This is a genomic window from Armatimonadota bacterium (assembly GCA_013314775.1).
GTDB lineage: Bacteria > Armatimonadota > Zipacnadia > Zipacnadales > JABUFB01 > JABUFB01.
This window is the reverse complement of sequence record JABUFB010000014.1, coordinates 154373-177651: the sequence shown is the minus strand read 5'-3', so window position 1 is coordinate 177651 and position 23279 is coordinate 154373. Positions and strand designations below refer to the sequence as shown.

At 64.3% G+C, this 23279-nt stretch carries 14 protein-coding genes; 8 read left to right on the top strand and 6 right to left on the bottom strand.

The genetic code is table 11. The features are described 5' to 3' along the window. Positions 1-13: 13 nt before the first annotated feature. The 4 genes from HPY44_18340 to HPY44_18325 all read right to left on the bottom strand — a co-directional run bounded on the left by HPY44_18340 (position 14) and on the right by HPY44_18325 (position 5856). Positions 14-1993 carry a family 10 glycosylhydrolase gene (locus tag HPY44_18340; protein ID NSW57968.1) on the bottom strand — a complete coding sequence of 660 codons (1980 nt, stop codon included), beginning with the start codon at positions 1991-1993 and terminating at the stop codon, positions 14-16. A gap of 253 nt (positions 1994-2246) precedes the next feature. Continuing rightward, positions 2247-3218 carry an ABC transporter permease gene (locus HPY44_18335; GenBank protein NSW57967.1) on the bottom strand — a complete coding sequence of 324 codons (972 nt, stop codon included), beginning with the start codon at positions 3216-3218 and terminating at the stop codon, positions 2247-2249. A 41-nt stretch (positions 3219-3259) separates the two neighbouring features. Then, positions 3260-4807, bottom strand: a complete 1548-nt coding sequence (locus HPY44_18330; protein ID NSW57966.1) for a sugar ABC transporter ATP-binding protein — start codon at positions 4805-4807, stop codon at positions 3260-3262. Continuing rightward, positions 4792-5856, bottom strand: a complete 1065-nt coding sequence (locus tag HPY44_18325) for a substrate-binding domain-containing protein (GenBank protein ID NSW57965.1) — start codon at positions 5854-5856, stop codon at positions 4792-4794. Before HPY44_18325 ends, HPY44_18330 begins: the two co-directional genes overlap by 16 nt. A gap of 230 nt (positions 5857-6086) precedes the next feature. On the opposite strand from HPY44_18325, the gene HPY44_18320 reads away from it, so the two are divergent. From HPY44_18320 to HPY44_18300, 5 genes are all read left to right on the top strand, one after another. Next, positions 6087-7610: a DUF1846 domain-containing protein gene (locus HPY44_18320; GenBank protein NSW57964.1), complete on the top strand. Its 1524-nt coding sequence runs from the start codon at positions 6087-6089 to the stop codon at positions 7608-7610. A gap of 63 nt (positions 7611-7673) precedes the next feature. Next, a complete protein-coding gene (locus HPY44_18315) occupies positions 7674-8732 on the top strand; it encodes a hypothetical protein (GenBank protein NSW57963.1) in 1059 nt (352 codons plus the stop codon). Between the two features lie 93 nt (positions 8733-8825). Continuing rightward, positions 8826-10097 (top strand): DUF5596 domain-containing protein, encoded by a 1272-nt coding sequence (locus HPY44_18310; GenBank protein NSW57962.1) that lies wholly within the window; start codon positions 8826-8828, stop codon positions 10095-10097. A 26-nt stretch (positions 10098-10123) separates the two neighbouring features. Beyond that, positions 10124-11914, top strand: coding sequence for an MBL fold metallo-hydrolase (locus tag HPY44_18305; protein NSW57961.1), 1791 nt, complete (start codon positions 10124-10126; stop codon positions 11912-11914). Positions 11915-12072: 158 nt separating this feature from the next. Further along, entirely contained in the window at positions 12073-14259 is a 2187-nt protein-coding gene (locus HPY44_18300) for a hypothetical protein (GenBank protein NSW57960.1), read from the top strand. Positions 14260-14617: 358 nt separating this feature from the next. On the opposite strand, the gene HPY44_18295 is transcribed toward HPY44_18300, so the two are convergent. Then, a complete protein-coding gene (locus HPY44_18295) occupies positions 14618-15862 on the bottom strand; it encodes a DegT/DnrJ/EryC1/StrS family aminotransferase (protein NSW57959.1) in 1245 nt (414 codons plus the stop codon). Between the two features lie 861 nt (positions 15863-16723). Between HPY44_18295 and HPY44_18290 the strand changes: the two genes are divergently transcribed. After that, positions 16724-17470, top strand: coding sequence for a protein-L-isoaspartate(D-aspartate) O-methyltransferase (locus tag HPY44_18290; GenBank protein ID NSW57958.1), 747 nt, complete (start codon positions 16724-16726; stop codon positions 17468-17470). Positions 17471-17485: 15 nt separating this feature from the next. On the opposite strand, the gene HPY44_18285 is transcribed toward HPY44_18290, so the two are convergent. Then, entirely contained in the window at positions 17486-18298 is an 813-nt protein-coding gene (locus HPY44_18285) for a hypothetical protein (protein ID NSW57957.1), read from the bottom strand. Positions 18299-18536: 238 nt separating this feature from the next. On the opposite strand from HPY44_18285, the gene HPY44_18280 reads away from it, so the two are divergent. Both HPY44_18280 and HPY44_18275 read left to right on the top strand, forming a co-directional pair. Further along, on the top strand, positions 18537-20813 hold the full coding sequence (locus HPY44_18280; GenBank protein ID NSW57956.1) for a HEAT repeat domain-containing protein: 2277 nt from the start codon (positions 18537-18539) through the stop codon (positions 20811-20813). A 41-nt stretch (positions 20814-20854) separates the two neighbouring features. Next, positions 20855-23242, top strand: a complete 2388-nt coding sequence (locus HPY44_18275) for a hypothetical protein (protein ID NSW57955.1) — start codon at positions 20855-20857, stop codon at positions 23240-23242. Positions 23243-23279: the final 37 nt, after the last annotated feature.

Sequence of the window (23279 nt, the reverse complement as noted above, 5' to 3'; positions counted from 1 at the left end):
CTCTATCGCCGGCCTACCTGGGTTTCGCGGGAACGGCAAACACCCCTCGCTTCAGGGCCGGCAGGAAGCTCTCACCCAGTTCCGGCGTGTACGAAAAGAGCACGAAGCCGTCAGCGCCCAGTTCGCGATCCGCGACAACCTGTTCAGCAACGGTCAAAGGGTCCGTGTGGAGCCACGAGCCGATGCCCACCATGAGCGGACGGTCGCCGGCCGCTTCACGCAGGCGGCCCACCCGGTCCACGTGGCGGTCGTAGTAGCTCGGGGCATCGTAGACCATGGGGCACACGAAATCCAGCCAACCTTCGCGCAGCCAACGGGCCCAGTCCTGCCCCACGGTAAGTCGGTGCGAGGGCCAACTCGGGTAGACTGCCGCCGAGATTCTGCATTTCGGGTTAGCGGCTCGCACGGCTGCGGAAGAAGCGAAGACAACGTTGCTCACCTGCTCGCAGCGCCATTCCAGGAACTTTTCGTGCAGCGGTCCCGCAGGCTTGCCCCCGGACGCAGGGAGCACATCGGCGGGCCAATCACGGACCTTCACATTGGCCCAGACCTCGAAGCGCGCCCTGTCCCGCTCACCGTATGAACCGTTGTAGTTCTCATAGCGAATGTAATCGTAGTGCACGCCATCCACAGGATACTTCGCCGCCACTTCCGCCATCATCCGCGCCTGAAGGTCGATGACCCCGGGCTCTGAGGGGTTGAGCCAGTGCGACCGGCCCCCACCTTCGCGCACCGTTTCAAGCCCTTCGGGCGAATATTGCCACAGGCCTTGCGCGGAGATCGCCTGCACAAGGTCCTGCGGGGGCATGCGCCAGTTGAGGCTGATGAACCAGGCGTGGTAACGCAGCCCGTGCCGGTGGCAGGCTGCAATGCCCTCGGCCACGGGGTCGGTTTCACCCGGCTCCAGGCGCGACGGGATGACCTCACTGGGGTAGCTGGCGCGGCCGCCCCACTCGATGCGAACGAACAGATCCGTCAGCCCGTTCTCGGCGGCAACCTGCGCGGTCCTCTCCCAGCCCCAGTCGCCGCACCCGCCGGGCATGACTACCCATGCGCCGCGCATACCGTCGGGTGCCGAGGGCAGGCAGGTGAGATACACGTCTCGCAAGCCCTGCCGCCAGGCCTGTGCTGCCTGAATCGTCACCCAGGGTTCGACCTTTCCCGCCTCTCGCCGGAGCTGCTCGTGCTCCGTCGCGAGTCGCCCCGCGGCCGCCGAAGCCTCGGGGCGACCTTCGGCCATGGACTGCAGCGCCGCGATGTCCTCGGCGAACCGGAATCCCAGGTCTGGACGCAGGGCGTGCTGGACGGCGCGATCCCAGACCTTCGGGTTCCAGTTGCCGATCACCGACAGAAGCATCCGGGCTTTTTCGGGCAGATTCCCGCCGACCATGACGTGCCCGAACCACGCGGCCTCGGATGAGACGGTCATCGCCGGGCCCGAGTTGGTCTGCCCGTCCTCGGCGATCCACTCCAGCACCGGCCTGGATATGCTGTCATCCAGCGAGGCCAGGAGGTACGCATTCCAACTGCCCTGCCGAACCGTCTGGGGCATTCCGCGCGGGGCAAATTCGGTGGCGGCGAGATTGCGGAAAAGCCCCTCATCGCCTCCCGAAGTATAGAGCAGTTCTCCCAGGCCCAGGCGGCGGCGCAGGGAATCCTCACAGAAGTAACAGAACAGGGCATGCCCTCCGGCATCGAGGAAGGACTGGATGGCTTTGGCGACTTCGGCAGTCATGTACGGGTTGTATGGGCAGATCAAGAATTCGGCGGTGGACAGGCTCCCGGCGAGGACCTCTGCCTCATCAATCGTGTGGTGCCGCAAGCCGGCCAGATCCAGGATATTGCGGACATTCTGCAGGTAAGTGTGGACATCATCGGCGCCCGCGGGGTTTTCGGCGAGGTACCGCGTTGGTCGCAGGAGGGCCACGTCGAACTCATCCGCGGTGACCGGGAGGAAGCTGGTGATCAGGAGCGGGAGGACGAGTAATCGCATGGGCGTCTCCATGGGGAGTTCGTGTGTACGTTGCAGAGCGTGACGTGCACCACTTAGCAGCCGCGAAGGGGCGGCAGCAATCTGCCACCAGCGTGAGCTCGGGGTTACCGGCAGCCTGATAGCCGCATTAGCCCCGAAGGGGCGGCAGAGTGTGAAGCAAACAGCGCATTGGGTACAGGCACCGCCTCCGGATGATACTCGGAATCGGATGCCAGTCCCCTGAAACGGGGCGTGATATGGCACCCGGCTTAGCTCAGGTCAGTCTTCTGTGTCGCAGGCGATCCAGGGCCACCGCGACCACAATCACTGCTCCAGTCACCAGTTCCTGGACCCAGTTGCTCAAGCCCATCTGCGAGCAGCCCGATCGAATCACGCTCATAATCAGCGCGCCCACAAGGGAGCCCAGGACCGACCCCTCGCCGCCTGCAAGACTGCCGCCTCCAATGACTACGGCAGCGATGACGTCCAGCTCAAGCCCAACCGCCGCCGTCGGATCGCCCACCGTCAGTCGCGAGAAGAGCATCAGCCCTGCAAGCCCGAAGAACAGCCCGCCGAGGGTATATGTGACCACTTTCACCCGCTGCACCGGAACTCCGCACAGCCGTGCGGTTTGCTCGTTGGAGCCGATGGCGAAAATGTGCCGGCCCAGCCGCGTGTACCGCAGCAGTCCCGCCACCACCAGCGCCAGCACGATGACAAGCCATACCCCGGGCGGCAGGAGCATCGCCCGGCGTTCGGGGGGCAACGACGCCAGCAGTTCCTTGAGCCACGTGAGCGGTGCGTCGATCTTCTGCTCATTCGCCAGGGCCTTGGCGATGCCTCGGACCACCAGCATCATACCCAGGGTCACGATGAATGGCACCACGTTCAGGCGCGTGATCAGCGTCCCGCTCACAAGGCCACACAGCACCCCGGCAGCGATCCCGCCCAGTGCGGCCAGCAAAGCCGATGTCTGCGCCTCCTGAAGCAGCCAGGCGATGACCACGGTAGTCAGGGCCACCACGGACCCCACGGACAGGTCGATGCCGCCCAGGATCATGATCAGTGTCATGCCCAAGGCTGCGACGCCGACGATCGCGGTCTGCCGCGCGATGGTCTCCAGGTTCGCCGCGCTGGAGAAACCCGGCGGGCCGATCGCCGCGAACAGGGTGAAGATTACCGCGAGCCCCACCAGCGGCCCGAGGACATTCACCCAGGTCGCAGCGAAGATCGCCACGCGACTCATCGGGCTGGTGCTTTCGGCCTCAGTCGGGCGGCGGGGTGCGCTCACAACGGTAGCTCCTGACCGGTTGCTTCGAGCATGATCTGCCTCTCGTTCAATTGGGACACGGGTCTCGCGGGGCCCAGTCTGCCCCGGCACATCACGGCGATGCGGTCGCAGACGCCCAGCAGTTCCGGCAGGTAGCTGCTCACCATCAGCACTGCGCGCGGCCGCCCCGATGAGGTTCCGTCCGCCGACTGCCCACATGCGAGGCGATCAATGAGCTGGTATATCTGCGCCTTGCTGGCCACGTCGATGCCCCGCGTGGGTTCGTCGAGCAGCAGCACATCCACATCGTGCTGCAAGAGACGCGCCAGGGCCACCTTCTGCTGATTGCCGCCGGAGAGGCTGTTCACTCGCTGCCGCGGACTGGTGCAGCGGATGCCCAGAGCCTCTACCCAGCGCCGCGTGGCCTGATCCTGGAACCTGGGAAGCACGAGACCGGCGGGCCCGAAGCCCTCGAGCCGCGACGCGGTCACATTGTCCGTGATGCTCAGGCCCACCGCGAGGCCCTCGTTCTTACGGTCTTCACTGAGCATTCCCACGCCCTGCCGCCAACGTTGCATCGGCGAAGCGGGGCCGGAGTACTGCCCGATCCTTACCCGCCCGGAGCGCACCGGGTCCAGGCCGAAAATGGCGCGGATAAGCTCGGTTCTTCCGGCTCCCACCAGGCCCGCAATCCCGAGGACTTCGCCCCGGCGCAGATTCAGGCCCGCGCCAACAGGCAGCCGGATACCCGCGAGGTCCTCCACTTCCAGCACCGTCTCGCCGGGCTCGCGGGGCGATCTCGGATACAGATCGGCGATTTCGCGCCCCACCATGAGACTCACGATGTCAGCGATGGACAGGTCGCCCACGTCGCCGGAACCCGCGACCGATCCGTCGCGCAGCACCGTGACCCGGTCCGCGACACGCTTGACTTCCTCAATGAAGTGGGAGATGTAGACGATGGAATGCCCGGTTGCGCGCAGCCGTGCGATCAGATCGAACAGGCGCTCCACATCGCGGGAAGTTAGACTGCTGGTAGGCTCGTCCAGCACGAGAACCCTGCAGCCCACCGCAATCGCCCGGGCGATCTCCACCAGTTGCTGCTCTGCGGGCGACAGAGAACCGACTTTCGCGGTGGGCGAGATGCCGGCATGGGTGAACTGCTCCATGGCACGAGAGACTTCGGCACGAACCACCGACCGCCGCACGAACCCAAGCCGCGTGGGCTCGGCCCCGAGCATGATGTTGTCTTCAACCGTCAGGTGCGGCGCCAGGGACAGTTCCTGGTAGATCATGGCTACCCCTGCCCGGCGCGCCTCCAGGGGCCCGCGGGGACGGAAGGGCCTGCCATCCAGGGTGATGCTTCCGGCGTCGGGCTGGATCGCACCGGACAGCACCTTCATGAGAGTGCTCTTACCCGCCCCGTTCTCGCCCACAAGCGCATGGACCTCCCCTTCACGCACGGAGAGGTCCACTCCATCCAGGGCCACCGTGACCCCGAATCGCTTGCTTATGCCGTTCATGCGCAGTCGCGGCTGCGCCACGTCCTCTACTCTTTCAGCCATTTCTGGTAGTCCGGCTTCAGCAGAGCCTGTATCTCAGGCTCGTTCATGTTCTCGGGTGTGGCCAGGGTCTCGCCGGTAGAGATGCGCTTTTCCACCGTCTCTCCGTTGAGGTGCGCCACCATGGTCTTCACCCCAAGGTAGCCCATGTTCATCGGGTCCTGCAAGACCAGCCCGTGCAGCTCCTTGGCCGCGAGGGCGTCCACCAGTTTCTCAGAGCTGTCGAAGCCCACGAACTTCACGCTGCCGGCGAGACGGGCGTCCTGCAGGGCGCGCAGCATCCCGAATGTGGTGGACTCATTGGGGCAGAAGATGCCATCGATGCTGAGTTTGCCGTCGGCGGACTTGTACGGCGCGAGCAAATTCTCGCTGGCCTTCTGTGCAGATTCCGTGGTAGCGCCGCCGTACTGGTTGCTGCTCACAAGCTCAATGCCCGGCGACTTCTTGATGGCGTCCACGAAGCCCTGTTCCCGCTCATTGGTGCTCGCCGACCCCTCGGCGTACCGCAACATGACCACCTTGCCCTTGCCGTTCAGGAGCTTCGCAAGATGCTCACCCGCAAGCTCCCCGCCGTGGTGGTTGTCGGTGGCCACGAAACTCACATAGTCCTCGCTCTTCAGGCCGGAGTCGATGATGACCACCGGGATGCCCTTGCGGGTGGCTTCTTCAACCGGAAGGCGCAGTGCCGTGTCATCCAGCGGAGCCAAAACGATCCCATCCACACCGAGGTTGGTCATGTCCTCGACGATCTTGATCTGGTCGTCACGGTTGTCTTCCTTGAGCGGTCCCTTCCAGATGATCTCCACGCCGAGCTCGTCTGCCGCCTTCATCGCCCCGGCGTGGATGGACTTCCAGAACTCGTGGGTGGTGCCCTTGGGGATCACCGCGATTTTCTTCTTCTCACCGGCGGCCGCGTCCTCGGGCTTGGGGGCCTGCGACGTTCCAGCCGCCATCTCCTCCGGGGTCTGCCCGGAGGTCGTCGGTTTCGGTGCGCAGGACGCCAGGTACGCGACGCAGGCGACCGCCAGCGCGGCGAGCAGAAGGCGTTTCATCGTGGACACCTCGCGAAGACGGGAATGACGGGCCACTCCGGGCCCGCTGATGCAGAGAGAAGTAGCTCACAATTCTCTCTCGGGCCCTGCGAGTCCTTCATTGGTCACCCGGCAGGTTCGCACCCGCCGCCTGTGGAACATCCCCGCCAGCGGGCAGCAGGAACATCCAGCGCCGATCCGCTGGGAGCGAGGGACCCGGCGGCAGGGCGGGCGCGCGTCAGGAGCGTTTCATGGCCAGACAGGGCTTCGACAATGCAAAGTATCTTCGGGAACAGACAGACGCAATTCTCCAACGGGTGGAACAGTTCCAAGGTAAGCTCTATCTTGAGTTCGGGGGCAAGCTCACCTTCGATTTCCACGCCATGCGCGTCCTTCCTGGATATGACCCCAACGTGAAGATGCGTCTCCTGCAAGACCTGCGAGACCGGATCGAGGTGATCTTCTGCGTCTGTTCCGAGGACATCGAGCACGGGCGCATTCGTGGGGACTTCGGCATCACTTATGATCTCGCGACCCTCAAGGCCATCGACGACCTGCGGGACTGGGGAATACCCACGAAAGCGGTGGTCATCACGCGATACACGCCTGGCCGTGGCTGCGACCGGCTCACTCAGCAGCTGCAGGGACAGGGCATCGCCGTCTACACGCACTTCGAGATCCCCAACTATCCCAGCGATGTGGACTTCATCGTGTCGGCGGACGGATTCGGCCGCAATCCCTTCATCGAGACCGAGGCGCCTCTGGTTGTGGTCACCGGCACCGGCCCTGGAAGCGGCAAGCTGGCAACCTGCCTCTCTCAGCTGTACCACGACCACCAGCAGGGCCGGACTTCGGGCTACGCGAAGTTCGAGACATTCCCCATCTGGGACCTGCCGGTGGACCACCCCGTGAACCTCGCGTACGAGGCCGCAACGGTGGACCTGGGTGACATTGTGCTCGTGGACCCGCACCACCTCAAGGCCTACGGGAAGGTGGCTGTGAATTATAACCGCGACGTTGAGAGCTTCCCGATCCTCAAACGCATTATCGACCGCATTGCCGGGACCGCGCCGGGCACGCCGGTGTACCAGTCGCCCACGGACATGGGTGTGAACCGCGCCGGAGCGGGCATTATCGACGACGCCGTGGTGCGCGAGGCCTCGGTTCAGGAGGTCATCCGCAGGTACTTCCGGCATTTCTGGGAGCAGCGCCGGGGCCTGTGCAGCCACAAGGTCCTGGAGCGCGCCGAGAGCCTCATGGTGCGCCTCGAAGTGGGCCCCACCGACCGCCCGGTGGTTCTCCCTGCCCGGCAGACCGCCGCCCGGGCTGAGCAAGCCGGCGGCGGGAAGGACGGATTCTACTGCGGCGCGGCGCTCCAGACCGCGGACGGGGCCATCGTCACGGGGAAGAACTCGCCCCTGTTCCACTCGGCATCCGCGGCAATCATCAATGCGATCAAGCACCTCGCTGGCATCCCTGACAGCATGCACCTGCTCCCGAGCTCCGTGATTCAGAGCCTCACCGACCTGAAGGCCAATTACCTGGGCGCCACGTCACCCAGCCTCAACGTGCAGGAGGTCCTGGTGGCATTGGGCATCAGCGCGGCCACCAACCCTGCGGCGAAAGCGGGCATCGAGAAACTGCCCGAACTGCGCGGGACTCAGATGCATCTCACCCACGAACCGGGCGCGGGCGACGAATACGGCCTGCGCAAACTGGGAATCAGCATGACCACCGACGCCAACCCCACCTCGCAGGGGTATTTCCTGAGGTGAGGAGCAGCGGAGGCGTGATCTCGGCCAAGGCGTCGCCCCAATTCCTTCCCCGAGGAGCCACACATGACCAGTCGCGAACGGATGCGCCGGGCCCTCACCGGCGAACTGCCCGACAGAATCCCGCTCTGCGAGATCTGCATCTGGCCCGAGACCCTGGAGCGCTGGCGGAGCGAGGGCATGCCGGACGATGTTGACCCCCTGGTGTGGCTGGACATGGACCCCATCGGGACGAGCTGGTTCGATGGGTCGCTCACACTGCCTGAAGAGACTCTGGAGGACTACGAAGACCGATCGCTGGTGCGGAATGCAGATGGCGTCACCGAATGGCGGTGGAAGTCGAAGACCGCCACGCCGCACAAAGTCGAGTATCTCATCAACACTCCCGACGACTGGCGGACTTACCGAGAGCGCCTGCGGTTCTCGCCGGGCCGCATTCCCGCGAACTATGGCGAACTCGTGGCCCAGTACAATGCGGCCGGCCACTGGTTCGCCATGGTCCCCTCGGAGCCCATCTGGTGGGCGCTTATGGCCATGGGTTTCGAGCGCGCGCTACAGATGATGATGGATCACCCGGATGTAGTGGCCGAGATGGTGGAGTACCAGACGCGCCTGAACCTGGACCTCATCGATGCGGCCTGCGAAATCGCCAAACCCGACGCCCTGTGGCATTTCGCGGACCTGTGTTACCGCAACGGAATGCTCTTTTCGCCCAGGCTCTTCCGGGAGATAGTGCTGCCCAGCCTGCGGCGTATCACCGACGCCTGCTGGGAGCGGGGCATCGTTCCGATGTACCACTGCTGCGGCAATGTCACCGATTTCGTCCCCCTGCTGATCGAGGCCGGGTATGCCTGCGCGCAGCCCCTGGAATCCCGCGCGGGCAGCGACGTCTGCGCGCTGAAGGCGCTGTACGGCGATCAGATCACGCTCTTCGGCAACATCAGTGTGGAAAGACTCGGCGGAACCCTGGAGGAGGTGGAGGCTGAAGTGCGTCCAAAGGTCTCTTGCGCCGCGGAAGGCGGGCGCTACATCTTCCACTCCGACCACTCAATCCCGCCCACGGTGCCGCTGGAGAACTACCGCCTGGCGCTGGATATCGCGCGGGAAGAGGGCAGTTACGCGTAGGGGCCAAAGGCGCCCCCGGATACAGGCACCGGTTTAGGACGAGGCCCGGACCGGCTGCCAGTCTCCCGATTCCGTAGAAAGCGAGCGGATCACATGCAGCTTGACCAGTTCCTGTCGACGCTTGGCATTGAGGACTACCGCGACGTCTTCGAGCCCCACTGGGAGGAAGACGTCGCGAGCCTGCCGGAGAACCCGAGCCTGCTGGACCCGGACACTATCCGCATATCCCGTGACTGGGTGAGCGTCGCGCCGGAGCATGAGCCGCTGATCCTGCAGACCGCGGAGCAGATCCGTCAGTGTCCCGCGCTCAAGCTCTACGCATGGCATTGCCACGAATGCCTTTTCCGGCACCAGGAGTACCCGGCCGAGAAAATCCGACAGTGGCCCTCGCTGGCGCACATTCTCGGGGAAGAGCGCTGCGGCGTCCTGTACCTGCTGGTTGCGCTGGGCGTGGTTCCGCTGGCCACGGCTTTCCACCGGGAGCGTGGGGTACCCGAAGCCATCTCGCGCGACAGCTGCGGGCGATTTGAAGCCCTCACCGAGTACTACGCCTTCCACAATAACGGCAATCTGGGCGCATACACCCGGACCATCTACTGGCTGCGCTTCTACGCGAATGGCGATCTGTTCCGCGTGGGCAGGATGGAATACATGGTTCGGCCCTTCCGCGGCGGCCTCACGGCGTACCGGCACCGCGACACAGGCGAGGTGATTGCGCTTGCATCCGACGGCACCCGTTTCGCTGCCGATGGCATGCTGGACATGCGCCCTGCCGAAGACCCGGACCCCGAAGGCTGGGTGGCGCACATTGAGGCCGGCGAGAGCACGGTGCGCGGTTGTCCCATCTCCCCTGCTGGGGTGGGCTTGCGCGAGCCGGTGACGCTGGACCTGTCGAAATGGAAGCAGGTGTTGACCGCCGGCGATCCGGTGCTGGACGTCCATATCCCCGGCGGCGGGAACATGACCCCGGAAGCCTGCCGGGACACCATGGAGCGGGCGATTGCGTTCTTCCGGGAGTACTTCCCCGAGCGGCCCTTCGTCGGGTTTGCCTGCGGATCATGGATTCTCAACCCGGAGATCGCCGACTTCTATCGACCGGACTCGAACATGGTCCTCTGGCAGAAGGAGCTGTACCTCTTCCCTATCCCCACGAGCCGACGATCCGGACTGTACTTTATCTTTTACGACGAGGACCCGGACCTGTCCACAGCACCCAGGGAGACCAGCCTGCAGAGAGCCGTGCTGAGACACCTCGAAGCCGGGGGACGGTTCATCGTCGAGGGCATGTTCTTCCTGGCCGATGATATGGACAAGTTCGGGACCCAGTTCTACCTGTCCCATTTCCCGCCGTCGGACCTCGGCTGAACTCAAACCCGTCTCAGGAGAGCACCATGAGCCAGTCGCTCATTCCAGTCCTGCCGAAGATCAGCCTCTACCGCGATGCGGTGAACGTGTATGTAATCCAGTGGGATGACGGGGAGACCGGGCTTTTCGACCTGGGCTCCGGTGCGGTGCTCGGGGCCATGGAGACCGCAGGCATGAGGGCCCCGTCGCTGGTGCTGCACACTGACTACCGGCGTGACCGGGTGTTCGGGCACCACGCATACCCGGGGCTGCCGGTTGCCATCGGAGAGCACGACGCGCCGTACCTGGAGAATGCCGAGGGCATTTGGCAGGAACTGCAGGTGGCCCATGGCTACGCCGGCTACGAACGCTTCCTGTGCCCGCGCCTGAACATCCCCGTAACGATGCGTCTTGCCGATGGAGAGCTGCCGCGGCCGTGGCGCAAGCCCTATGTCTACGCGCAACACATCGGCGCCCATACTCCGGGCGGCATGGGGTACCTTATCATCGACGGTGACACGCGCATGCTGGTCTCGGGCGATATCCTGCAGCATGACGGGACGCTGCATTCCATCTATGAACTGCAGCGCAGTTACAACTTCATGGAGGGCCTACACGCCCTGAGACGTGGGGTCGGGTGGCTTGCGAGCGGCGATATCGACGTCCTGCTCCCGGCCCATGGCGATCCCGTGATTGGCCGCGAAAACGTGATGAGCGCCGCCAAGGCCGCCCTGGATCGCATCGGCGACTTCTGGAGCCGCTGGCGGCTGATCTGGCCCGACCAACCCCAGGGACATGTCTGCGATTTCGACCCGATCACGCCGCACCTGCGCGGCGCCACCAATCGGATCCAGTATGCCATCGTGGATGATGACGGTGCGGCAGTGTTTTTCGACGCCGGAGTGAGCTATCCCGAGAACTTCGAGCAGGTGCTCGCGGACAAGGGCATCCGCGACGTGGAGTGGTGCATCATCACCCACCACCATGATGACCACCTCATGGGCTACGACTGGCTGGTGGAAAAGTACGGCACGAAACTGGCGACCCACGAGTGCATGGTAGATGTACTCGAGCGGCCCCACGGCTACAGCCTCAACTGCCTGCATGACCGCCCCTACAGGGTGGATATGGTCATGCGCGAGGGCATGCCCATGCGCTGGCGCGGCTTCGACATCTTCCCCCATTTCTTCCCCAGCCAGACCGAGTACCATGCGGTGTACTTCTGCGAAATAGACGAACAGATGGTGCTGTTTTCGGGAGATGCCCTGTACTGGGAGGCGGACCACACGACCATCCGTCCCACCGACCCGGACTGGCGCAACTGGTTTGACGTGGACGGCGGCTACCTTGTGGGCGCAAGACTCCTGCGCAAGTACCAGCCCCGACTTCTGGCAGCGGCCCACGTTCACCCGTGGCCCATAACCCGGGCCGCCTGCGACGGGTTCGAGCCCCATGCCGCCGACTTCCACAACTCCCTGCGCGCGCTCGTTGGCCGAAAGCACCCGTCCCTGGGCATCAACCCCTTCCTGATCTCGGTGTACCCGTATCGCGCCCAGGTACAGGAGCGCATCCACCTGGAAGTGCGGGTGGTGAACCCGCTGGATGAGTTCGTCGTCGTCCGCGCCCAGCCTTGCCTGCCGGAAGGCTTCCACGCGCGTCCGGCGATGCTCGAGATCGAACTGGGCCCGAAGGAACGCGCGCGGGTGCCGCTGACGATCAGCCCCGAAGCGGGCCTTGATCCCCCCTCGCGGGCGATCTGGACACTGCGGGTCATCTTCGACGGCGAGGATCTCGGGGAGTACTGCGAGGGTATGCTGGAAGCGGTCGTGAGCGGATAGCCCCTGCGTCTGCGCCCGCGAGATTCCCGGTAGCCCCCGCGGTCCAAGCGCGGCCGATTGAGTGTGCACAGCGATAGTCGCCCATGGTTGCGGAGAGCAATGGATTGCCCGCGCCTGCTGCCGCTCAGTGACCCGCAGAGAGAACTGGAGGCCCTTTCATGTCTTTGCTGACAGCAGTCGTGCTCGCCACATCCTTCATGTCCCTGGGCTACGCGGACACTCCCGTCTGTGATCTTTCGGATGAGACGGTCATCACCGCTTTCACCTCGGGTGACAGTGAGGTCAGCATCGGCGACGGGCCCGCCCCGGGCGACAAGGCGTTGCGCCTGCTTTTCAAGCCCGTGAGCGACTGGCCCAGCGCGCGGTACGAGTTGCCCGAAGTGCAAGACTGGTCTCGCGCAGCCTTCCTGGTGGTGGGCCTGCGCAATGATGGCCCGCACGCGGCAACGATCGAGGTGGGCATAGAAGACTCCCACGGCAAGGCCCACAAACCGGCACGCAGGATTCCGCCGGGAGTGTGGACGGAGATACGCATCCCCATTCTCAACATGATCCATGGGAAAGACGAGGGCGCCTGGTGTGGGACGGCCATCGACGTGACCCGGGTGGAGCGTTTCTGGTTTCTGGCCTATAGCCCCAACGAGCCGCTGCCAGTGCGGTTCTCGAGTATCCGCCTGGTCAGTCTCCCGCGCCTGGCCGCTCCGGAACTCTCGGCCCGCGGAGTATCGGACGGGGTAGCGCTCCACTGGACCGAAGTGCCTGGCGCCCGGTGCTACGACATCTTCCGCCGCGCCCGTGGCGAAACCGAACGGCGCATCGCGCGCTTCCCGGTGAACCGCTTCGTGGACATTTCCGCGCAGCCGGGGACGCAGTACGTCTACTGCGTCGTCGCAGTAGATGAACTGCTCCGGGGCGGGCGCAAGTCCCGCGCCGTGCGCGCAGAGAGTGACACTGATGCTTCGGCGGCCTTGCCGTCTCTCGACCGCTACGGGGGCCGGATGGACATCCAACTTCCCGCGACCGGTTTCTTCAGGCTGGACAGGCTCGGAGACCGACAGGTGTTGGTCACGCCGGACGGTCACCCGATGCTGTCCGTCGGCATCTGCGTCATCAGCCTTGGGGACTCATACACGCGGGTATCGAAACGCGAGCATCTGTTCGCGGATGTCATCGCGGAGAAGGACGACCCACGCTTCAGGGATGCCTGGGATCCGCCCTACGGCTATGAGGCTTACGGGCTCGAACCGGGAACCGGGCTGGTCTTTAGCCCCTATGTGCGCGGCCTGATCCTCAAGTTCGGCGCGGACTGGCGCAAACACTGGGAAGCCGAGACCCGTCGGCGCCTCGCGGACTGGCGGATCAACACCGCGGCTGCCTGGTCGGGCAGTATGGGCATTGCGTATGTGAACTTCGCGGCAGGATGGGGCGACACGCCGAAGATCCCGACCCGCGATGGGTACCTCAACGTGCCGGATGTGTTCGCCCCTGCTTTCGAACGCGCTGTGGAGGCCAACTCACGCGGCGCCTCGAAGGCGAAGGATGACCCGTTTCTCATCGGTTGGTTCACGGCGAACGAAATGGGCTGGTATGGCGACTGGCAGAATGGGATGAACCTCGTGAGCTGCATTCACGCCGCGCCAGAAGGCCTTGCGGCAAAGGCGGCCTGGGTGGACTTCCTGGCGGCCCGGTATGGGAATATCGAGGCCCTCAACGCCGCCTGGGGCACCGATTGGGCCGGCTTCGGCGCCATCCGCGAAAACGGCGAGAAGCTGCCCAACAAGCCCGGAGCGCGCAAGGACGCATCTGCGTTTCTTGATCTCTTCGCCGACCGGTACTTTCGCCTCACATCCGAAGCGATCCGCCGAAACGACCCCAACCACCTGCTTCTGGGCGCGCGCCACTCCCAGGGCGCCCCGGCGGAGGTCATCCGAGCTGAGAGCCGCTACAATGACGTGGTGAGCGCCACCATCTACGGCCTGAGCCCTCGCAGGCCCGTGATGAACGGGGCAGTCGACACGGACAAGCCCTGGATCGCCGGGGAGTTCCACTTCCAGGCGGAGGATGCGGGCCTTCCCTTCCGGCAAGTGGAGGGCATTTTCGCCACCCAGGCTGAACGCGGTGATGCCTACCAGGACTATCTTGCAGATGGCTTCGCGCTTCCCAACTTCATCGGTGCACACTGGTTCGAATACATCGACGAGCCGGCCACGGGGCGTTTCGATGGCGGCAAGGACGGCGGCGAATGCCACAACATTGGGTGGGTGAATGTGCGCGACGAGGTGTGGACCGACTTCGCGGAACGAGCGAAACTGGTGAACGCCAATCTCCCGCTGATACTGCGGTAGGCGCCGCCATTTGTTGTGCGGCGAACCGGGGACTGGCATCCCGTCTCGCCGCAGTCTGAGAGATGGGTGCCTGTACCCGGTTCGCAGGTCACACATTGAGTAACAGCGCATTGGGTACGAACGCCCTGTTCATCCGGGAGGACCCACGGCCGAAGGCCCATAGCCCCGTGCTTCAGCGCGGGCTGGGACGGGCAAACGGCGACAGGCAGGATCGCCTGTCCCGCTGACGGCATAGGGCACAGACGACCGAAGGCGAACGGCCGGCGGGCGAGACGCCCGCCCCACGCGAAGGAAGGCCGACGGTAATCGCGCATCGGCCGTCCGCCTTCGTCCATCCGCTTTGCGCTAGTTACTGGGGTCAGCTGTAGGCTTCCGCAACCTTCTTCAGGCCGCGATAGATATCGTCCACGTCCTCCTCGGTGAAGCCCTCATTCCAGCTGGTGATGAAGGTGTTCGCCTGGGCCCAGTAGGTGTCCGGGTAGTCCTCGGGTTTGTACTCTACCTTGCGGCCGTACGGCGGCTCCCAGGGGAAGCTGCCGCTGCCGTAAGCGCTGTGTTCCTGGAAGACCGGGTACATGCAGATCGGGATGCCGCCCGCATAGCCGGTGCTGAAGGGAAGCCCTTCAGCCTGGATCGCCGACCGGAAGGTGGGCAGGTCACACTTGAGCACATCCTCATCAATCTGGAAGGAGAACATCCACCATGCGTGGTTTGCGAGAGGGTGAATCCACGGCGGCTTGATCCCCGGGATCGTGCTGATCTTCTCCAGCAACGCATTTGCCGAAGTCCTGCGGCGCCGCAGGATCTCCGGCAGCTTCCGGGTCTGCGCGAGGGCAACAGCGCCGGTGAGCTCGTTCATCCGGTAACAGATGCCCAACCGCGTGTAGCCGCGCATTTCGCCGCCGCGCTCATAGTACTTGTCGTGGAACATCCGGACGCGGTTCATCAGTTCGTCATCATTCCCGACGACCATACCGCCGTCACCGGTGGTCATCTGCTTGCTCTGCTGGAGCGAGAAACAGCCCAGGTGCCCCATGGTGCTGACTGGCTTGCCGTCGAACTCCGCGCCGTGAGCCTGGGCGCAGTCTTCGATCACGTAGAGGTTGTGTTTCTCGGCGATTGCCATGATCTCGTCCATGGGCGCGGGCTGTCCGAACAGGTGGACCACGATGATCGCCCGGGTCCGGTCGGTAATCTGCGCCTCGATTGCGTCCGGGCGCATGATCATGGTCCGCCGGTCCACGTCGGCGAAGATCGGGATCTGGTTGCACCACAATATGCCCATGACCGATCCGATGTCAGTGACCGTGGTGGTGATAATCTCGTCGCCGACCTCAAGCTGCAGCGCCGCCACTGCGGAATGGATTGCCGCGCTGCCCGAGGTCACCGCAACGCAGTGCTTGATGCCGACAGTCGCGGCGTACTCCTGCTCGAACTGGTCTACCATCTTCCCGCCGTAGCGGAACAGGTTGCCCGACTGGATCACCTCGGTCAGCAGTTCTATCTCTTCCTGTCCGAACAGACGGCCCGAGGCGTTGCCCGTGGTCGGCCACGGTTTTTCCCGGGTCTTGGGTCCCCCGTTGATCGCGAGCTCCGACGACATCGGCTTCACTCCCTGGTATTATGGATGCCCGGTCCATCCGCCGGGCGCAGATCTATCCTTGTCTGCATTGTACGGCCGCTACCCGACCCGTCTCGCCTTTCCATCCAGTCAGCCCATCAGCGATGTCCGGCCACAGATTCAGACCCACAATATTCATAGCTCGTGGACGCAAACGCCGCCAATACCCCTTTGCGACCGCTGGTGCGAGATGACTCAGTAGAGTGCAATCCGCACGCTCCCCAAGGTAGCCTGCTGCGCGTCCAGGAGCAACATTCTTGCAGGATGCGTGCCGGCTGAAGCCGACTTCGCGTTCAGCATGCCCTTCGCCCTAAGCCCCTTCTCCACAGCCCGCGGAGGGGGCCCGATCATCAGCGCTGGTCTCCTTGCGCATATCGCGTTGGCTTACAGCCCGTCGAGCAAGCGACAGCCTGTAGCCGGGTGCGGAAGCCCCCCGGATTGCCGCCCCGCGATGCACATTGTGTCCGCGAATGGGGGCGGCAGGCCGTTCTCCACGCACCGGGTCCAGCCGCCCTCGCGGGGCTTGTGGCCCAATCCTGCGGCCCACAGCACACGGCCCGGCGCCAACACCGCGGGCACCGAACGCCGGCCACACACGCGGTTGACATGCATCTCCAGGAGACCGACGGTACCGGGTTTGCTTTGCACACCCAGGCGGCCTTGCCGATCCGGTCAATGCCACGATAGTTTCAACGCCCCACGCTCCCAAACCTTCCTAACTCTCCGCCACGTCGCAGAAGTCTTGGCAGGAGTCGGAGTGAAGATCGCGAAGAAGATAGTAAGCGCATGGACACGGAGAGTGCTCAGGAGGTGATGGCCATGCGCCGGGCCTGTTCCAACCACATGGGTATTTCGGGAGCCTTGGCGTTGGTCTGGCTTGCCCTCTCGGCGGCCGGTTGCGCCCGTGCCCAGCTCGAGCATGATGCTCCAGCGCCCACGGACCCGGCCTCCCTCGAGGCCGCGCGTGAACGCATGGTGGATGACCTGATCGCTCAGGGGTTCCTGAAGACAGAGCGCATCATCGAGGCGATGCGCACGGTGCCCCGTCACGAGTATGTCCCCCGGGAACTGTGGGGTTACGCCTACGCCGACCACCCGCTGCCCATTGGCCACGATCAGACCATCTCCGCGCCCTCGATCGTTGCGGTGATGACCGAACTGATCGAGCCTCGCCCGGACAGCGTGGTTCTTGAGATCGGCACCGGTTCCGGGTACCAGGCTGCGGTGCTGGCGACCCTGTGCAAGCGGGTGTACACCATTGAAATCGTGCCCGATTTGGGCAACAGAGCCCGCGAAACCCTGAAGCGTCTGGGCGTGGAGAGGGTCGAAGTGCGTATCGGGGATGGTTACCGAGGTTGGCCCGAACACGCGCCTTTCGACGGGATCATGGTGACCTGCGCCCCGGAAAAGGTGCCGAAGCCGCTGGTGGAACAACTCAGGGAAGGTGGGCGGATGGTGATCCCGGTAGGCACCGACTGGGGCCAGGAGCTGCGCCTGCTCACCAAACGCAACGGCAAGCTCGAGAGCAGGGGCGTATTCCCGGTAATGTTCGTTCCAATGACCGGTGAGGTGCAGCAACAGACGGAATGAGCAAACCGACGCGGCTCAATCGAGCCCAAGGCCTGTCACCGCTTCGGTGGGTGTCGCACCCTCTTTGACCACCATCTTCAGGCCCTGGAGGAACAGGGCCGGATCTGACGCCTGGATGACATTGCGCCCGAAGACTACTCCGCGGGCGCCGGCGATCACCGCATTGTGCGCGAGCTTCAACGCATCCGCTGCTGTGGGCAACTTCTCGGCCCCGAGCGCCAGGACGGGGATCGGCACAGACTCAACCACTTCCGCGAACCGCTCCCCCGTGTAGAAGGTCTTGATCGCGTCAGCGCCGAGTTCCGCCAGCACCCGACAGGCCACATAGACCCGCTGATGGAGTTCATCCGGCGAGAGCCTTCCCACCGCCGCCGGATAGTACTCCCCCACAAGGGGAATCCCGCAGTCCCGTTTCTGCGATGCGATCTGCGCGAATATCTCGACATTTCGGGCGTCCTGGGTCTCGTCAACAGTGGTGAGCGTGAGTGATGCCAGGCAGATATCCGCGCCCATGGCAAGAGCTTCCAGTGGAGTGACCACCGGAGCGGTGCGTGCGCGGTCGTAGTCCCATTGCTCACAGAAGACCGTGCTCCAGTTGAGCCTCACCATGGCCAGGGGCGCCCCGCGCCGGCTGAAAACGCTGCCGCAGTGGGCCATCATGCCGGGTGACAGCAGGATGCTGTCGGCTGCCTCGACGGCAGAGATCACCCGGGGAAGGTCGATGATTCCGGGCGTGGGCCCGAAAAACTCGCCATGATCAACCGCAACCACCACGGCACGCTTGCCTTCGGAAAACAGCTTGTTCAGCCTCAGCCAGTGACCGGTCATTGCCTGCTCCCCTCTGGATGTATCGTGTCACGGTAGTTAGACAGCTTACAGCCGGAGTCCTCCCTCCCGATTAGCCCAATGGTGCATATTGACACAGGGCGGGGCAGGGGCTACTGTTCCACCCGTCGGGCGCAATCCCCGCAGCCCGCCAACCGACGCCACTTCGAAATCCCGAGGTGGCTTTCGTTTTCGTTGCTGACGAACCTGCGACACTGACATGCACAACGCGACGAGGACAATGGAAAGCCAGAAGCTGTCGCAACAGAAGATTGCTCACGCTCTGCGGCATTTCGTGCTCTGCGGTGCGCTCTGGTCCATCTACGGACCGAACGCTACGGTGGCCGGGTCGCTGTTCACGGGGTTCGCATCCGAGATCGGCCTTCAGGAAGCGCAGATCGCGTTCCTCGTGAGCCTCTCCTCGCTCGCTGGCGTTTCGCAGATGCTCAGCTTCTACGTGACCCGCCGCATTCGCAATCGCCGGTTGTTCATGGTCACCATGGGGCACCTGGAGATAACTGCGGCCAGTTGCGTGGTGCTTCTCGCCCTGGCGCCGCCCGAACTGCGGTTCATCGGGGTCAGCGCCCTTCTGGTCACCGCTTATCTCATCGGCCACACAGTCAGCCCCATGTTCAGCTCATGGCTGAGCAATGTGCTGCCCGAAGCCGTGCGGGCCACGTACACCGGGCGCCGCATGTTCATCCTGACGGTGACTTCCATGATCTACCTGTACGCGGCTAGCCAATGGGTAGACCGCGTGCCGGGCCTCCGCGGCTTCTCACTCGTTTTCATCGTGGGCTGGATCGCCGGCCTCGCGGGTTACTGGCTGCTGCTCGTGACCCCCATGCCGCGCATGGAAGTGGAAGAGGGCGGCAGCTTTCTGCGCAGCTTCGCCGAGCCATGGCGTACTCCCGGCTTCACCCGGCTCGCGATTTTCGCATCGTCCTGGACCGTTGGCATGTCTCTGGCCGGCGCCTTCTACGCCATCTACATGCTCAATTACCTGGACATGACGTACAGCCGGATCGCCATCTACACCAATATCACCCTCTTCTGCATGGTCGCGGGATACCTGTCCTTTGGCCCGCTGGCACAGCGCTACGGCTCCAAGCCCCTCGCGCAGCTGCTCATTGTACCGGGCATGGCGGTACCGCTCTTGTGGGTCTTCACCACCGCCGAGAACTGCAGCTGGGTCGTTCCCATCGCCTGCGTCCTCAATGGCCTGTCCATCTCCGGCCTGTCGGTGGCGATCAGCAGCCTGCTGTACAAGATCGTCCCCCAGGGCCAGGACAATAGTCCCTACTGGGCGAACTGGACAGGCATGTCCGCTCTTGCGTCTGCTGCGGGACCCTTCGTGGGCGGCTACCTGCGCAATCACCTTCCCGCAACGATGGAGATTGCCGGACTGGAGTTCACGTCAATCCAGATCATCTTCGGTCTCGCCGGATGCGTCTTCATTTTGCCCATTATCATTTCCGCGCTGCTCGTGGAGTCCGAAGCTACCTCGCCTCTTTATCTCCTCGGACAATTCCGGGGCAACCTGCTGAGCTTCGCCTACAATTTCGCGCTGTACAGCGTAAGCAAGGAAGACAGCCGACGAGCGCGGGCGATTCGGGATCTCGGGCGGTCCGGGACGCCACTCGCCGTGACACCTCTGGTGAAAGCCCTGGGCCATATGAGCCCCGAGGTCCGTGCGGAAGCCGCGCGAGGTCTGGGCGAAGGGCATTTCCGGGAGGCGGTGGACCCCCTGCTCGAAGCCCTGGAAGACGAGGAATCCGACATCCGCTCACAGGCCGCCGAGGCGCTGGGAAAGATTGGAGACGTGTCCGCTTCAGCCAAGCTGCTGCGCGCACTTCAGGACCCCGACCTGCGCGTCCGGACCAGCGCGGCCATGGCCCTGGGAGAGATCAGCGATCCCGAGGCATCCCGCACACTCCTTGAAGCGCTTCAGGGCCCCTTCGACCGCGACCTCTTCCCCACTCTCGTGGAAGCCGCGACCCACCGCGAGGAACTGGAGCTGGTGGAGCCCATCCTCGCGGGACTTCCCCGTCTGCACCAGCCGGTGGTCCGCATGCAGGTGCTCAACGGCGTAGGCCGGGTGCTGGGCGAGAAGAACCACTTTTACCGGCTCGCCAACGCTGATGACCTGCAGCGCGCGGCCCTGGGGGAAACCATGATGCAGCGCATCGTCCGGCTCTTGCGCTCTCCCAGGCGGTGCCCGGCGGAGCTCAGACCGGCAATCGCCCGTGCGGCAAGATCCGCTGCCGAAGCCCTTGCAAATGACGAAACCGGGCGCTTCGCGACCGCCGCCCGGGAGATCGCCGACGCCATCCTCACCTGCGAGACTTGCCCGCCAGTCAGCCGCCACGCGGCGCTGGCCATCTGCCGATACCTGGACGCGGGTAACCTCGCCGTGCTGCCTACCGAGGGCGTTGTCTTCATCGTCATCGCTCTCACAGCCCTCGGACGCTCGTTGGCCGGCCAACACCCGCAGGACTTTGCGCACCCACACCGATGATGATACTCGCAACTGCCCCACACACCACGAGGTGAACCGATATGCCCGATGTTGCCCTCACCGATGCCGTGAAGGCGATGGCCTTGGAACTGGGCGCTGATCTGGTCGGCGTTGCTCCGTCAGCGCGCTACAAGAACGCGCCATTGATGATGTCACCCGAGGGGCACCTACCGGGGGCGCGGTGCGTGTTCGTCATCGGCATCCACCACCCGGACGCCGCGGTGGAACTGGGTGGCGAAGAGAATGGGGAGAACCAGCCCCATCACGGTGGGCCATACAACATCCAGGGCACCATGAACACCAAGCTGGAATGCATCTCCTTCCAGGTGGCGCGGTTCATCGAGGAGCAGGGGTACAATGTGGTAGCGATACCCGCCACCAATGTATGGCGCTTTCGCCCTTACCAGGAGGTGGAAGCAAGCTTCGCGCCGGACCTTTCTGACATCCACGCTGCCACCGCCGCCGGGCTTGGACAGATCGGCTACAGCGGGCTGTTCTTGTCGCCGGAATACGGGCCGCGCCAGCGCCTGTGCTGCCTCGTCACCGACGCCGACCTCGAACCATCCCCCATGTATGACGGTGACCCACTCTGCGACCGGTGCATGCAGTGCGTCAAGTGGTGCCCGATGGGTGCGCTTGATCAGGAGTTGGGGCCCGAGGTCGAGGTTGAGATTGGCGGCAAGACCTTCCGCTACGCTAACAAGAACAAGTGGCGCTGCGCGTGGGCCGAGCATTTCGGCCTGAGCATCGACCTGGAGACACCCGAAGCAGTTACCGAGGAGACCATCCTGGAGCACCTCGCGATCCACGGCCGCCGTGGAGGCACCGAAGGCTCGTGTCTGCGCTTTTGCCTGCCCCCACACCTGCGGCTAGAAGACCCCGACTTCTGCCGCCCGTTCCGGCGCAGGAGAGTCGGGATTGACCCCGACTGGCAGACCGCGAGGCGCCCTGCATGCCCCGACAGACATGCCACCGAAAACGTCTACCGCATCCTGTTCGACCACGAAGCGGATATGGCGGCGGTCTGCGGGCCCCATGAGTGGGACAAGCTCGGTCTCGCTGTGCGCCGGCACCTGCCCGACGCCAATTCTCTGGTGGTATTCGCATGCCGCTTCCCCGCGTCACTGCAGAGTCCCGGGTCGACCGCAGACAGCGCGACCCCGGTGGGCCTCGTGGCCTCCACGCTGTCGGACTGGCTGGGATTCATGCAGCTGGATGCCTGCCGCTATCTGGAGAGCGTGGGCTACTCGGCGGTTCCGGGGCATGATATCGACCTGGGCAAGGCGGTTATGGCATCGGGGCTGGCGCTGCGCATGAACGACAAGAATCGCGCCGAGACCGAAGCATTCGGGACCCGCGTACAATGGGCATGCCTCGCCACCGGTGCCTATCTGCAACCGGGAAAGCGCGTACACCCGGTCAAGCCGGAGCGCCCGTCGGATATGGAGGAAGCGCGGCTGAGTCTGGAGGCGATTCTTCTGGATGAAGGCGCGGACATGGTGGGGGTGGCTGACCCCGCATGCGTGGACCGGCTCATCGACCAGTATGCGTCCTTCATCGATGAGGCCGAACTCAAGGTCAACGTCGTAGACGCCGGACCCATGCACGGTCCCGCGAAGCCCGAGAGCCGTCCCAATGAGAGCGCCCGACTCATGCGGGTGCGCGATCACCTCAAGGGCGCCAAGAGCGTCCTGGTCATCGGCTACCATTTCCCCTTCGGTAACCTGGAGCGCGCCGCTGAACCCCCGGCGCAGGCAGTCGGCCCGTACTCCTACGCCACATACCAGGTGAATCGCTGGCTGCGGTACATGGCGGTGAAAGCGGCCCGGCGACTGGAGGAGATGGGTTACAAGGCCGCCATCACCACCGACCTGTCAGGCTCCGGCAGCCTCGTCGCAAATCCCCGCGGGCTTCAGCCGGACGCCCTGGGCAACCGCTTCGCCGCAACCGCCGCAGGTCTGGCGACCATCGGCCTGCACGGCGCCCCGATCACACCGGAATATGGCGTTACCCAGCGCTTTATCGCCGTGGTCACCGACGCTCCACTTCCCACCGACAAACCGCTGGATGCCGACGACTGGCCCTGCGCACAGTGTGAGGCGCCCTGTATCGAAGCTTGCCCGGTCATGGCGCTGAACGACGACGAGACGGTTGTGGTGGGCTGCGGGCAGTACGAGGGAGCCATCGCCCGGTGGGATCGCCTGCGGTGCGAGTTCGCCAAGCGGTATGCGCTCGTTGGTGATGAGGGCCCCAAGTGGGGAGGCCAGAGCACCGATGTCCGTCCCCCGGTGGGGAAGGTGACCGTCGAGCACATCATGGAGGGGCTCGCACAGAAGGACCCGATCCAGAAGCATTTCACGTGCATTCTCGAGGGCTGTCTCAAGGCCTGCCAGACCCAGGGGTCCTGGCGCGGCGAAGAGGAAGAGTAGCCGCAGAACCCAGTGGCCCCCAGCAAGGAAAAGCGCC